The sequence below is a fragment of the Aliirhizobium smilacinae genome (genome assembly GCF_006335145.1).
Lineage (GTDB): Bacteria > Pseudomonadota > Alphaproteobacteria > Rhizobiales > Rhizobiaceae > Neorhizobium > Neorhizobium smilacinae.
Genome location: NZ_VDMN01000001.1, coordinates 2102056 through 2114831, shown reverse-complemented (window position 1 = coordinate 2114831; position 12776 = coordinate 2102056). Strand labels below are relative to the sequence as shown.

13 protein-coding genes and 1 other RNA gene are annotated in these 12776 nt (G+C 60.5%); 5 read left to right on the top strand and 9 right to left on the bottom strand.

Translation table 11 applies throughout. The features are described from left to right. Positions 1 to 60: 60 nt before the first annotated feature. From FHP24_RS10365 to rimP, 3 genes are all read right to left on the bottom strand, one after another. The gene (locus FHP24_RS10365) at positions 61 to 774 is read right to left on the bottom strand and encodes an RNA-binding protein (RefSeq protein WP_139675960.1); all 714 of its coding nucleotides are present in this window, start codon (positions 772 to 774) and stop codon (positions 61 to 63) included. Then, complete coding sequence (gene nusA / locus FHP24_RS10360) at positions 771 to 2387, bottom strand: transcription termination factor NusA (protein WP_139675959.1); 1617 nt, start codon at positions 2385 to 2387, stop codon at positions 771 to 773. The genes FHP24_RS10365 and nusA overlap by 4 nt, the downstream gene beginning before the upstream one ends. A gap of 70 nt (positions 2388 to 2457) precedes the next feature. Further along, entirely contained in the window at positions 2458 to 3057 is a 600-nt protein-coding gene (rimP, locus tag FHP24_RS10355; RefSeq protein ID WP_139675958.1) for a ribosome maturation factor RimP, read from the bottom strand. Positions 3058 to 3288: 231 nt separating this feature from the next. Between rimP and FHP24_RS10350 the strand changes: the two genes are divergently transcribed. Continuing rightward, entirely contained in the window at positions 3289 to 4920 is a 1632-nt protein-coding gene (locus FHP24_RS10350) for an MFS transporter (RefSeq protein ID WP_139675957.1), read from the top strand. A 13-nt stretch (positions 4921 to 4933) separates the two neighbouring features. On the opposite strand, the gene FHP24_RS10345 is transcribed toward FHP24_RS10350, so the two are convergent. Together FHP24_RS10345 and recR are read right to left on the bottom strand one after the other, a co-directional pair. Then, positions 4934 to 6190 carry a lytic murein transglycosylase gene (locus tag FHP24_RS10345; protein ID WP_139675956.1) on the bottom strand — a complete coding sequence of 419 codons (1257 nt, stop codon included), beginning with the start codon at positions 6188 to 6190 and terminating at the stop codon, positions 4934 to 4936. Positions 6191 to 6210: 20 nt separating this feature from the next. Then, complete coding sequence (recR, locus tag FHP24_RS10340; protein WP_139675955.1) at positions 6211 to 6816, bottom strand: recombination mediator RecR; 606 nt, start codon at positions 6814 to 6816, stop codon at positions 6211 to 6213. 69 nt (positions 6817 to 6885) lie between these two features. On the opposite strand from recR, the gene FHP24_RS10335 reads away from it, so the two are divergent. After that, positions 6886 to 7491: an MOSC domain-containing protein gene (locus FHP24_RS10335; RefSeq protein ID WP_139675954.1), complete on the top strand. Its 606-nt coding sequence runs from the start codon at positions 6886 to 6888 to the stop codon at positions 7489 to 7491. 101 nt (positions 7492 to 7592) lie between these two features. Further along, positions 7593 to 8204 carry a hypothetical protein gene (locus FHP24_RS10330; RefSeq protein ID WP_180355943.1) on the top strand — a complete coding sequence of 204 codons (612 nt, stop codon included), beginning with the start codon at positions 7593 to 7595 and terminating at the stop codon, positions 8202 to 8204. Between the two features lie 7 nt (positions 8205 to 8211). On the opposite strand, the gene FHP24_RS10325 is transcribed toward FHP24_RS10330, so the two are convergent. From FHP24_RS10325 to ffs, 4 genes are all read right to left on the bottom strand, one after another. Further along, positions 8212 to 8823 (bottom strand): LysE family translocator, encoded by a 612-nt coding sequence (locus FHP24_RS10325; RefSeq protein ID WP_139675953.1) that lies wholly within the window; start codon positions 8821 to 8823, stop codon positions 8212 to 8214. 25 nt (positions 8824 to 8848) lie between these two features. Continuing rightward, positions 8849 to 9172, bottom strand: coding sequence for a YbaB/EbfC family nucleoid-associated protein (locus FHP24_RS10320; protein WP_139675952.1), 324 nt, complete (start codon positions 9170 to 9172; stop codon positions 8849 to 8851). Positions 9173 to 9190: 18 nt separating this feature from the next. Beyond that, positions 9191 to 11080 carry a DNA polymerase III subunit gamma/tau gene (locus FHP24_RS10315; RefSeq protein WP_139676220.1) on the bottom strand — a complete coding sequence of 630 codons (1890 nt, stop codon included), beginning with the start codon at positions 11078 to 11080 and terminating at the stop codon, positions 9191 to 9193. A 93-nt stretch (positions 11081 to 11173) separates the two neighbouring features. Continuing rightward, positions 11174 to 11270: signal recognition particle sRNA small type (ffs, locus tag FHP24_RS10310), an RNA gene on the bottom strand. A 71-nt stretch (positions 11271 to 11341) separates the two neighbouring features. On the opposite strand from ffs, the gene FHP24_RS10305 reads away from it, so the two are divergent. Together FHP24_RS10305 and nudC are read left to right on the top strand one after the other, a co-directional pair. Beyond that, positions 11342 to 11767, top strand: coding sequence for an HIT family protein (locus FHP24_RS10305; RefSeq protein WP_139675951.1), 426 nt, complete (start codon positions 11342 to 11344; stop codon positions 11765 to 11767). Then, on the top strand, positions 11764 to 12741 hold the full coding sequence (gene nudC / locus FHP24_RS10300; RefSeq protein WP_139675950.1) for an NAD(+) diphosphatase: 978 nt from the start codon (positions 11764 to 11766) through the stop codon (positions 12739 to 12741). The genes FHP24_RS10305 and nudC overlap by 4 nt, the downstream gene beginning before the upstream one ends. The last annotated feature ends 35 nt before the right edge of the window (positions 12742 to 12776 follow it).

Below are 12776 nucleotides of genomic sequence, written 5' to 3'. Positions count from 1 at the left end.
CAGAACCTGTCGTTCAAATCATACATATCGATGTGCGTCCGGCTAAAGCCGGTGACCGCGTCATTGTTTCGGCATGTCAGCGACACCTTTTGTCTGGGACAGACCGCCCTTGCGGAACTGTTCAAGTAGGTTTGCGCGCTTCACTACACCTTCACCTGCCTGCCCCGCAAGCGCGCAGGCATGGATAAAAGCATTCTCGCCTATCACTTCGTCCAATTCTGCCGCTGTAAGCAGCAAAAAGGACGGAATGTCTTGCCCGGCATCTGTGCCGAGCTTCCAGGCCTTGCGGGCCTGGTCTATCTTTCTCACGCTGTCCGCGGCAGCATCCGAGGCGTGAAACACCGCGATCGCCGCTCCGGAGCGCACTGCCGCATCAACCTTAGCAGCGCCGCTGATGAACTGGGCAGCCTTGCGCGCCAGGTTCATCATGCCGGCAAGATCTGCCACCAACAGCCGCTCGACGAGGGCGCCAAGATCGGCAGCCGCCTTGGCGTCGCTCTTCAGCGCACGCGCAAACAGCTGCTTCTTGATCGCCCGCTCGATGAGCTGACGGTCCGCGCGGACCCAGCAGCCCCGGCCCGGAAGCTGACGCTTCAGGTCCGGCACCACGCTTCCGTCCGGAGCCCGGACGAAACGGATCAGCGCATCCGGGCTGGTCGCTTCGCGGGTCACGATGCAGGTGCGATCGTTCACGACGAAATCGTCCGGCCACTGATCATCAAAATGATCATCCAAGGCATCTGCATCATCCGGCTGGTTGCCGACCGCGATCATTCCTGATCGGCGGCGACGGCCTCCTCCTCGGCGACTTCGACTTCTTCTTCGTCCTTGGCGAGATCGGCTTCGGTGATCCAGCCGGCAGCAAGACGTGCCTGAACGATCATGTTTTCCGCCTCGACGCGTGAAACGTCGAACTTGGAGAACGTGCCTTCGAACTTCTTCGTTTCGCCGTCCTTGCGTTCGCTCCAGCCGACCAGGTCGTCAGCGGCGCAGCCGGCGAAGTCCTCGATCGTCTTGATACCTTCTTCGCCGAGTGCAACCAGCATCTGGGCGGTGAGGCCATTGATCTGCTTCAGCTCGTCGGCAACGCCGAGTTCGACGCGCTTGGCATCGTTCTCTGCTTCGATACGCTCCAGATACTCGCGTGCGCGGGTCTGGATCTCGACTGCGGTGTCTTCGTCGAAACCGTCGATCGAAGAAATTTCCTCGAGCTCGGTATAGGCGAGCTCTTCGACCTGGGCGAAGCCTTCCGAGGCAAGCACCTGGCCGACCATTTCGTCGACGTCCAGCGCTTCCATAAACAGGTTGGTGCGCTCGTTGAATTCCTTCTGACGGCGTTCCGACTCTTCGGCTTCCGTCATGATGTCGATGTCCCAGCCGGTCAGCTGCGAGGCCAGACGAACGTTCTGGCCGCGGCGGCCGATGGCGAGCGACAGCTGCTCGTCCGGAACCACGACTTCGATCCGTTCTGCGTCCTCGTCGAGAACGACCTTGGCGACTTCAGCCGGCTGCAGGGCGTTGACGATAAAGGAAGCCGGATCCTGGCTCCACGGAATGATGTCGATCTTTTCGCCCTGAAGCTCGCCGACAACGGCCTGAACACGGCTACCACGCATACCGACGCAGGCGCCGACCGGATCGATCGACGAGTCGTTCGAGATGACGGCGATCTTGGCGCGCGAACCGGGGTCACGGGCAACCGACTTGATCTGGATGATGCCGTCGTAGATTTCCGGTACTTCCATGGTGAACAGCTTCACCATGAACTGCGGATGGGTACGCGACAGGAAGATCTGCGGGCCGCGCTGTTCGCGGCGTACGTCGTAGACATAGGCACGGACGCGATCGCCGTAACGCATGTTTTCGCGCGGGATCATCTCGTCGCGACGGATGATGCCTTCGCCACGGCCGAGATCGACGATGACGTTGCCGTATTCGACGCGCTTGACGGTACCGTTGACGATTTCGCCGACGCGATCCTTGAACTCGTCGAACTGGCGGTCACGCTCGGCTTCGCGCACCTTCTGCACGATGACCTGCTTGGCCGACTGTGCGGCGATACGGCCGAAATCCATCGGCGGCAGCGGGTCGGCGATGAAATCGCCGATCTTGGCGTCGACATTGCGGTCGCGGGCCAGAATCAGCGGGATCTGCGTGCCGTAGTCTTCTGCAACTTCGACGACTTCAAGAAGGCGCTGCAGGCGAATTTCGCCGGTCTTGGAATTGATGTCGGCGCGGATATTGGTTTCCGAGCCGTAACGCGAGCGCGCAGCCTTCTGGATGGCGTCGGCCATCGCAGCCAGCACGATCTCGCGGTCGATGACCTTTTCGCGTGCCACAGCATCTGCGATCTGCAGAAGTTCAAGCCGGTTTGCGCTCACTGCCATTGTCGTTGGTCTCCGTAGGTCCAATTCTGGCGGCCTTCATCTTCAAGGAGAAGGCCAGTGTGTTGGTCGATTATTCTTCGTCTTCAGCTTCGACTTCGTCGTTCTGGTTCGCGGCCTGCTGCTTGGCGAGCTTGTCGGCCCTCAGCGCATCGCGGATCAGGTCGTCGGTCAGGATCAGCTTACCTTCGGCAAGTGCCGAGAACGGGATCGTCACGCTCGGCTCTTCGCCATAAGCGACCTGGTCGCGCTCGATGGTGAACCCATCATCATTCACGTCGGCGATCTTGCCGCGGAATCGCTTGCGGTTGTCGATCATGATCGACGTTTCGCATTTGATGATATGTCCCAGCCAGCGGCTGAAATCCGACTTGCGCACCATCGGCCGGTCGATGCCGGGCGAAGACACTTCGAGATGATACTCGCGATCGATCGGATCTTCCACATCAAGAACGGGTGAAATCGCTGTCGAAACTGCTTCGCAACCCTCGACATCCATCGTGCCGTCGTTGCGCTCGGCCATGACCTGCAAGGTCATGCCGTTCTGGTTCAGCATGCGAACACGCACCAGACGGTAGTCCATTGCCGTCAGTACCGGCTCGATGATCTCGGCGACCCTCAGGTCGAGTCCTGTCTCGACGATGAGACGCGGCTCGTGGTCTGTCTGCTGCATAAGCTCTCCGGTTCAATGCCCGCGTGACTGCGGGTTGAAGCGATCGCCTAACAAAAAAGAGCGGGTCCGGGAGGGCCCACTCTTCATCGGACGATCAAGAATATGGGCTGCATATACGCGCTTGAACCGGCAATTGCAAGACTTCCGCATTTCCGCCATCGAAAGCTGGAATTAGCCGGCTCGATGTCTATAACCGGGGTTCAGACCCGAAAGAGGAGCTAGGGCCACATCGTGCCGGACAGGATCGCAACACTCGCGCCATTCAAGAACGAAACATTCCGGACGATATGGATAGCAAGCCTTGCGTCGAATTTCGGCGGCTTGATTCAGGCCGTCGGCGCCGCCTGGATGATGACGTCGATTTCCAGTTCGCAGGACATGGTGGCCCTTGTCCAGTCCTCGACGACCTTGCCGATCATGTTGTTCTCGTTGATCGCCGGCGCCCTGGCGGATAATTTCAACCGCCGCAGCATCATGCTGACTGCGCAGGTCTTCATGCTGGTCGTCTCGATCGCGCTGACGGTTTTCGCCTATCTCGATCTGCTGACACCCTGGCTGCTTCTCTGTTTCACCTTCCTTCTCGGTTGCGGCGTGGCGCTCAATAACCCTGCATGGCAGGCCTCCGTCGGCGACATCGTCTCGCGCGAAATGCTGCCTCAGGCGGTGACGCTGAACAGCGTCGGCTTCAATATCACCCGCAGCGTCGGGCCGGCGATCGGCGGTGCCGTCGTTGCTGCGGCGGGAGCTGCGGCCGCTTTCGCACTGAATGCCACAAGTTATATCGCGCTCATGTATGCGCTGCTGCGCTGGAAGCCGGAGCGTCGCGACGATGCTTTGCCGCGCGAAACCCTGTTGCGGGCGCTGTCGGCAGGGCTCGGTTACGTCTCCATGTCGCCGAATATTCTGAACGTGCTTTTCCGCGGCATGCTTTTCGGCTTCTCTGCCAGCGCCATCCTCGCGCTTCTGCCGATCGTTGCCCGCGACCTCGTTTCCGGTGGTCCGTTGACCTACGGCATCATGCTCGGTTGCTTCGGAGTGGGCGCGATCGGCGGCGCCATGGCGAATGCGAGATTGCGCGAAAAGCTGACGAGCGAGAGGATCGTCCAGTTTTCTTTCGTCGGTTTTGCCGCAAGTTCGGCCGTTATCGCCCTGAGCACCAATACGGCCCTGACCGCAATCGTGCTGATCGTGCCGGGGGCCTGCTGGGTCCTGGCTCTGTCGCTTTTCAACACCACGGTGCAGCTGTCGGCGCCGCGCTGGGTCGTTGGCCGCGCCTTGTCTTTCTACCAGACCTCAACATTCGGCGGTATGGCGGTCGGCAGCTGGATCTGGGGTCTGGCCGCTGAAGATCTGGGTGTTTCCGTTTCCCTGAGCCTCGCAAGCCTGGCGATGCTCGTGGGCGGCATGGCCGGTTTGAAGAACCCGCTGCCGCAATTCAGCGACCTCGATTTGAGCCCGCTGAACAAGTTCAACGAGCCGATGCTTAAGCTCGACCTGCAACCGCGGAGCGGCCCGATCGTATTGCAGATCGACTATGAGATCGGCGAGGATGACATTCCCGAATTTCTTACCCTGATGGCGCGGCGCCGGCGTGTTCGCATTCGCGACGGCGCCCGCCAGTGGGCGCTCATGCGTGATCTGGAAAATCCTGAAATCTGGACGGAGAGTTATCATACGGCCACCTGGGCGGATTACGTTCGCCATAATCGCCGCCGGCTGCAGATCGACGAGGAGATATGGGACGCCATCCGAAAACTGCACAAAGGCATTGAGGGACCGCGTGTCCACCGCATGATCGAGCGCCAGACGATCCCGCCGAGCGACGATATCTTCCACAAACACCATGTCGACCTGCATCATTGATGCAGGCAGATCGCTATCTAAGTTTTGCCTTTAACGATGCATCCGGATAGCAGGTGGGTGAAATTCCTGCCTTCGCCTGCCAGTCACCCAGCGAGCGGCGGGTCTTGAAGCCCGGTAGCCCGTCGACATTGCCGACGTCATATCCCTTGGTGACCAGAGCCTTCTGCATCGAAAGCACGTCGGAACGCAGCATCTTCCCGACATCGCCCCATTTGGCCTCGAACGGCCCGCCGCCAGAAGCGATGCGATCGGCCAGATTGCCGATGAACAGCGCATAGAGGTCGGAATTGTTATATTCCTTCAGCACGTAGAAATTCGGCGTGACGATGAATTCCGGCCCGTTTCTGCCAGCCGGCAGAAGCATCATACCCTGGGCCTTCATCTCGGGAGCGGGAAACGCCTTGCCGGAAATGCGTGTGATCCCTGTCGCCGCCCATGAGGAGATCGGTTTGGCAAGATCTGGACCTTCCTGTGCGCAAGAGACATTGGCGGGAATCGACACTTCGAAGCCCCAGTCGCGGCCTCGGCTCCAGCCCTCGTGCTTCAGATAGTTGGCTATGGAAGCAAGTGTGTCCGGCACCGAATTCCAGATATCCGGATGCCCGTCCTTGTCGAAATCGACGGCATATTTCAGATAGCTCGTCGGCATGAATTGCGGCTGGCCGAGCGCACCGGCCCATGACCCTTTCATCGTCGAGGCGCTGACATCTCCACGTTCGATCATGGTGAGCGCGGCGATCAACTCCTCGCGAAACATCGGCTTGCGGGTCGACATGAAGGCCTTGGTCGCCAGCACCTCGATCGCCGAATAGGGCAGTTTAGCTTTTCCGAAACCGGATTCCCGACCCCAGATCGCAATGATGATCTCACCCGGAACGCCGTAAGTGGCTTCGATCTTCTTGAGACCCGCAGCATAGGTCCCGGCCAGCCCGCGCCCAGCCAAGCCCAGCGTCTGAAGCCGGTTCTCGTTGAAATAGGCGCCGGGAGAGGAAAATTCCGCCTGGCTCTGGTCCTGCTGTTTTGGCGGTTTGGAACCGGGCGGCACCAGATCCGGCAGGCTCCAGTTGAGCTTCAGCCCGTCGAATGCCGCATTCAGCGTTTTTTCCGAAATCCCCGCCTTGTGTGCCTCCGGGCCAAGATCGCTTGCGATCCATTGCTGGAACTGGCGTTCGACATCCGGTTTGTTCTGGGCGAAAGCGGGGAGGGGAAGGAGGGCGGCTGCCAGAACTGCAAGCAAGGCTGTTGCATGGCGGCGGGCAGGCTTTTCCATTGTCGTCCTCCTCAAAAACGTCAGATCGCCGTTCGTGCCCGAAGCGCTGCCGTCAGCGTGCCCTCATCGAGATAATCGAGTTCGCCACCGACCGGCACGCCATGGGCGAGCCTCGTGATCTTGACGCCGAAATCGGAAAGCTGGTCGGTGATGTAATGCGCGGTCGTCTGCCCCTCGACGGTCGCGTTGACCGCGATGATGATCTCCTTCACCGTCCCTTCGCTGACGCGATCCACAAGCGTGCGGATGTTGAGATCGTCGGGGCCGACGCCGTCAAGCGGCGACAACGTACCGCCAAGAACGTGATAGGCCGCATTCATCGCGCCGGCGCGCTCCAGCGCCCAGAGGTCGGAGACGTCTTCACAGACGATCAGCATCGAGTGGTCACGGCGGATATCGGTGCAGACGGTGCAGGGATCGGACGTATCGACATTGCCGCAGCGCGAACAGATCTTCACCTTGTCATAGGCCTCGCCCATCGCATGCGACAAGGGACCGAGCAACTGGTCCTTCTTCTTGATCAAATGCAGCGCCGCACGCCGTGCCGACCGCGGACCAAGGCCCGGGACCTTTGCCAGCAGCTGGATGAGTTTTTCGATTTCTGGTCCGGTGACTCGCTTTGCCATATCGTCCCCTTTAGCCCATATGCCCGGTAGACGGAAAGACTGAAAGCCATCACCAAGGATAGCGGTTCGATGAAACTTCTTGCGATCTGCACCGGCCATGCGGAAAAGCTGCCCGGCAAGAGCTACAAGACCGGCATCAACAAGGCCGTGGTCAATGCTGCCGTAATGGTCGATGCGCTTGGTCTGGTCGGAGATGCCGTCTGCAACAAAAAACATCACGGCGGGCCGGATCAGGCGGTCCTTCTCGAGGGATCGCTGACCCTCGACTGGTGGTCGGCCGAACTCGGTCGCGACATGCCGTTCGGCACATTCGGCGAAAACCTCGTCATCGAAAATCTTGACAATCGGGACGTGGCAGTGGGTGACCGGTTTCACATTGGTGAGATTGTGCTCGAAGCCACCTCTCCCCGTTCGCCCTGCAACACGCTTGCTGCCCGCATGGGCGATCCGGGATTTTCCCGGGCATTTCTCACGGCTGGCCGTCCCGGCATCTATTGCAGGATCATTCGGCCGGGCACCCTTCACCCCGCAGATGTTGTGGAGCACAAGCTCCATATTGGCGAGCGTGTGCCCGTTGCCGATTTGCTGGCTTCGATTGGACGAAGGATATCGGATGCCGAGAGAACCCGCTTCCTTTCGGTGCCGATCGGCAGCCGCTGGAGAGAAAAGCTTTAGGCATCCATTAGGCGTATCTCACGAAACCGTGATGTTTGGTGATATGGTTGCTTAGGTTTCAGGCCCTATACCGCATGAATGATGGCTATGCGGAGCTTTGTATGAGTTTTCTGAGACGCATCCCCTTCGGGTTTCTTTCCGGCGCGCTGATCGTACAGCTCGTGACAGCGGGTGCTGCCGTGGCCGAAGGGACCGATGTCGAACATTCGCTCTTCACCTTTGGTGGTGCGATGGTCGATGGCGATATGGCCGAATCGGCTAATCCCTTCGGCGTCGATTACGAGGATCACCCGATCTTCGGTATCGGCTATCAGTTCTTTCCCTACAGCATCGGCTCCGTGAAGCTCGGCCTCGAGGCGGGCCTTGCCGGGCGGTTTGGCGGCAACGCCAATGCCGAGATCTGGGGTGGCGTGGTCGGCCGCTATGATGCGATCGAGATCGCCAATACGATCCGTATCATCCCGTCCTTCACCTTCGGCCTCAGCCATGTGACCGAAACCATGGACGGTCGCGAAAAGAACAATGAAGACGCGCGCAAAGGCAATGCCTCGACGCTCTTCTATCTCGGGCCGGAACTCAGCTTCAGTGCGGTCTCACGGCCGGAGCTTGAGGTTTTCTGGCGCCTGCACCACCGCTCCGGCGCTTGGGGCACCCTTGGCGACATGCATGGCGGGTCCAACGCCAATGTCGTTGGCGTCAGATATAACTTCTGAGCGGATTTTATCGGGTCGCGATCGCCGCGGCAGCCCCTGCCATCGTCCCGGCCGAAACCCGGTTGGCGATGCACAACGCACGCGGGCTTTTCAGGAATTGCCGCGCCTTGTTGGCCAGCACCATCCAGCCGATCTGAACGGTGGCAAGCACGATCAGCATCGCGGCGATCAGTTCCAGCCAGCCGGTCACCGTTACCCCATTGAGATCGATGATCGATGGTAAAAGCGCCACGTAGAACATCATGATCTTCGGGTTGCCGAGCGTCACCGTCAGCCCGGCGAAAAACATCCTTGTCGCAGAGCGGCTTTCCGGCAGTTCGCCATCGGTGCCATCCGTTCCGGCAAACCACATCTTCCATGCGAGATAGAGAAGGTAGGCAACGCCGATCCACTTGATCGCGATGAAGACGACATGAAAACTTTCGGCGATGGCGGAAAGACCGGCAACCGCAAAGGACAGCCAGACGGTCTCGCCCACCCACATCGCCACGAGGAAGGGCAGCACGTCGCGCCAGCCCTTGGTCAGCACGCGCGAAACGAGCGCTGCGATGCTGGGGCCGGGAGAACCCGCTGCGACAAACAGCGCGGCGGCGAATACGAGCACGGAAGCCAATGTCATCGGAGCGGCCTTTTAGAAACGGGACCTAGAACGGCAGCTTCATGCCGGGTGGGATCGGCAGGCCGGCGGTCAGTTCCTTGGTCTTTTCGGCCGTGATCTGTTCGGCCCGGTCCTTGGCAGATTTGTGGGCAGCAACGATCAGGTCTTCGAGGATTTCGATATCGTCTTCCTTGAACAACGACGGATCGATCTTCAGGCCGAGCATTTCGCCCTTGCCGTTCATCTTGACGGTGACGAGTCCGCCGCCGGCAGCACCTTCGACTTCGACAGCAGCGATATCCGCCTGCATCTTCTCCATCTTGGCCTGCATTTCCTTGACCTTGCCCATCATGCCCATGATGTCGCGCATCGTCTTTGTCCTCTTCTCTTAAAACTCGATGTCGTCGCCGGGCAGGATGTCGCCCTCGGCGGATTCCGCAACGGCCGGAGCCGGTGCATCCTCGATTTCGTTGTCGTCCTCAAGGACGCGGATACGGACGTCGGTGATCTTCGCACCCGGAAACTGCGATAGGATGGCCGCGACATCCGGGTCGGATCGTGCGTCGGTCAAACGTGCTTCGCGGGCGCTGGCATCGGCTTCCACCAGCGTCGGTTCGCCCTCGTCCTTGCTGAGCGAGACGATCCAGTGAATACCGGTCCATTCCTTCAGCTTGACGCCGAGTTCGCCGGGCAGCGTGCCGGGACCGCCATCGGTCATGCGGATATCGAGCCGGCCGGGCTCTATCTTCACCAGACGGACGAAGTTGCGCAGCAGCGCCTTCAGCCGCGGATCGCGGTTCTGGGTGCAGAGATCGACGATGTCATGCAGCGACCGGACCGGAACTTTCGGTTCGGGCCGTTCGGAAGGGCGCGTCTCGGCATGACCGACCGGCATCTCCCGCGGCGTCGTGTTGGGCACCGCCTTCAGCATTGCCGTCGGCCCGCCGGATGGGGATCGCTGACCGCCGCCGTCGAAACCGCGGGCATTGACGGATGCCTGCTGGGCCATCGGTGTCCCGCGTCCGGTGCCGTTTCCGCCACCGCCGCCGTTCGGCATACCCTGGATGTCGCCATTGGCGAAGTCGGCAAGCTTGCGGGCCGCGTCTTCCGGAGAAGGCAACGATGCCGCATGGGTCAGCCGGATCAGTACCATTTCGGCAGCACCGGCAGGACGCGAGGAGTTTTCTGCCTCGGGAATACCCTTGAGCAGCATCTGCCAGATACGCGAAAGGGCGCTGACGGCCACGGTTTCGGAGAACTCCCGGCCGCGCAGGCGCTCGACTTCGCTCAGCGAAGGATCGTCGGCGGCTTCGGGAATATATTTGAACCGGGTGACAAGATGGGTGAAGTCGGCAAGATCCGTCAGCACGACAACCGGATTGGCGCCGGCCTCGTATTGCGTGTTGAATTCCGAAAGTGCAGCGGTCACGTCGCCACGCACGATATGTTCGAACAGGTCGACGATACGCGCACGGTCGGCAAGACCCAGCATGCCGCGCACGGTATCCGCATGCACGCTGCCGCCGCCATGGGCGATCGACTGGTCGAGCAAGGAGAGGCCGTCACGGGCAGAGCCTTCGGCGGCACGCGCGATCATCGCAAGCGCTTCCTGCTCCGCGGGAACGCCTTCCTTTTCGAGAATGGTGGTAAACAGGCCGACGAGATCGGCGGCGCTGATCCGGCGCAGGTCGAAACGCTGGCAGCGCGACAGGACGGTGATCGGAACTTTCCGGATTTCGGTCGTCGCGAAGATGAACTTCACATGCTCGGGCGGCTCTTCGAGCGTCTTCAGCAGGCCGTTGAAGGCCTGCGTCGAAAGCATGTGCACTTCGTCGATGATATAGACCTTGTAGCGGGCCGAAACCGGGCGGTAGCGTACCTGCTCGATGATCTCTCTTATATCGTCGATGCCAGTATGGGAGGCGGCGTCCATCTCGATCACGTCGACATGCCGGCCTTCCATGATCGCCTGGCAATGTTCGCCGGGTTCACGCAGGTCGATCGTCGGACGGTCGATCTCCGGTGTCTTGTAGTTGAGCCCGCGGGCAAGAATGCGGGCAGTCGTCGTTTTGCCGACCCCGCGAACGCCGGTCAGCATATAGGCCTGGGCGATACGGCCGGTCTCGAACGCGTTGGTCAACGTACGGACCATCGGCTCCTGGCCGACCATCAGATCGGAGAAATCCTTCGGGCGATATTTACGGGCAAGCACCCGGTAGGCGCTGCCAGCCGAGGCCGGCGTAGAAGGAGTGGATGATGTCGGCCCGCTGTCGCTCATAAGGTCCTGACTATAGGCCGATCGGCCGCCTGTACGGGCCATTCCGGCTGTCAGGCGATCTTGACCGGGCCGGATGTTGACCAAGATGAGAAGGTGGGAGGCTGGCACGGCGACCCGTGCCTGGCTCGTTAGGGCTGCTTCCTTCCGGACCTGACCCGGTTGGCGAGTGGCTCGTCCACCACCAACCTCCCGCCGCACATATCGGCAATAATGCTTCCAAATGCAAGCCAACCCTGTAAAAAATGCTATCGAAATAAAAAAATGCAGGAGGAACGCTTGAGCGAATTCGAACTGGACGCACGGCTTGCCAGGGATACCGAACTCGTCGCGAGCCTCGGGCTCTGTCAGCTTCGGATGATGAAGGACAGTCGCTGGCCCTGGTTCATGCTGGTGCCGCAACGCAATGGCGTCAGCGAAGTTTTCGAGCTGACGCCGCTCGATCAGGCGATACTGACATTCGAGACCAATACGGTAGCGGCTGCCTTGAAAAAGGCGACCGGTGCCGAAAAGACCAATGTTGCGGCCATCGGCAATATCGTCCGACAGCTGCATGTCCATATCGTCGCACGTTCCGAAGGTGACCCGAACTGGCCCGGCCCCATATGGGGATTCGGCCAGGCCGAATCCTACGACGATGCCGCACGGCAAATCCTCATCGACAGGTTGACGGAAAATCTCGCATCATGACGAAAGACCTTTTCGAATCGAATGCTCCCCATCCGGAGCCCAGCAGCCTGACGGCCTTTGCCGGCAACAGGCTCGATCGCCGTGCGGAATATCGCGCCGATGACTGCGTCGAGCAGGCGCTTGCCATCGAAGGCATGCATATCCTCGCTTTTGCGGCGGGCAAGCTCATCCTCAAACATGACGGGCAGATTCTCGATCCGCTGTTTTCGGTCTACGAGCTTGCCGAATTCAAGCCGGATTTCGACAATGCCGTCCTGCTTGGTTACCGCGAAACGGGTGAACCGCGTGTCGCCGTACCGGTTCAGGTCGCAGCCGATGAACTGACGGGCCAGTACAAGCCGACGGATGCCCGCGCGCTTTACCGCGAGGCGCTGATCGATGGCGAGCTGCAGGGGGAAGTCGCCCAGGCCGTTTCGCTTCTGGCCTGGAACGCGGCCAACCGCTTCTGCGGCAAATGCGGCGCGCCGACGGAAACCAAGATCGGCGGCTACAAGCGCGTCTGCACCGCGTGCGAGCATATGATGTTCCCGCGTACCGACCCGGTCGTGATCATGCTGACCGTCGATATCGACAACGACCGTTGCCTGCTCGGACGCAGCCACCATTTCCAGGAGGGTATGTATTCCTGTCTCGCGGGCTTCGTCGAGCCGGGAGAGACGATCGAGGCTGCGGTCCGCCGCGAGACGGTCGAGGAATCCGGTATCGAGGTCGGCCGCGTGCGCTATCACGCGTCGCAGCCTTGGCCAATGCCGCATTCCCTGATGATCGGCTGCTATTCCGAGGCGGTCTCGACTGAGATCACCATCGATACGCAGGAAATGTCGGACGTGCGCTGGTTCACCCGTGACGAGGTGCGCGCCATGCTCGATGCCGGTCCTGACGTAAAACCTTACGGTCCCGCCCATGGGGCGATCGCCTACCGGCTGATGAAGGACTGGATCGACTGGGCGGATGAGGGGGCGGGCGATGCCTGAGCTCTCCGGCCGATGACACTGTTGCGTGCCGCCGC

Excerpts from the sequence above, each read along its gene's own strand:
- FHP24_RS10365 (WP_139675960.1), bottom strand. The coding sequence starts at position 774 with ATGATCGCGGTCGGCAACCAGCCGGATGATGCAGATGCCTTGGATGAT.
- nusA (WP_139675959.1), bottom strand. The coding sequence starts at position 2,387 with ATGGCAGTGAGCGCAAACCGGCTTGAACTTCTGCAGATCGCAGATGCT.
- rimP (WP_139675958.1), bottom strand. The coding sequence starts at position 3,057 with ATGCAGCAGACAGACCACGAGCCGCGTCTCATCGTCGAGACAGGACTC.
- FHP24_RS10345 (WP_139675956.1), bottom strand. The coding sequence starts at position 6,190 with ATGGAAAAGCCTGCCCGCCGCCATGCAACAGCCTTGCTTGCAGTTCTG.
- recR (WP_139675955.1), bottom strand. The coding sequence starts at position 6,816 with ATGGCAAAGCGAGTCACCGGACCAGAAATCGAAAAACTCATCCAGCTG.
- FHP24_RS10335 (WP_139675954.1), top strand. The coding sequence starts at position 6,886 with ATGAAACTTCTTGCGATCTGCACCGGCCATGCGGAAAAGCTGCCCGGC.
- FHP24_RS10330 (WP_180355943.1), top strand. The coding sequence starts at position 7,593 with ATGAGTTTTCTGAGACGCATCCCCTTCGGGTTTCTTTCCGGCGCGCTG.
- FHP24_RS10325 (WP_139675953.1), bottom strand. The coding sequence starts at position 8,823 with ATGACATTGGCTTCCGTGCTCGTATTCGCCGCCGCGCTGTTTGTCGCA.
- FHP24_RS10320 (WP_139675952.1), bottom strand. The coding sequence starts at position 9,172 with ATGCGCGACATCATGGGCATGATGGGCAAGGTCAAGGAAATGCAGGCC.
- FHP24_RS10315 (WP_139676220.1), bottom strand. The coding sequence starts at position 11,080 with ATGAGCGACAGCGGGCCGACATCATCCACTCCTTCTACGCCGGCCTCG.
- FHP24_RS10305 (WP_139675951.1), top strand. The coding sequence starts at position 11,342 with ATGCAGGAGGAACGCTTGAGCGAATTCGAACTGGACGCACGGCTTGCC.
- nudC (WP_139675950.1), top strand. The coding sequence starts at position 11,764 with ATGACGAAAGACCTTTTCGAATCGAATGCTCCCCATCCGGAGCCCAGC.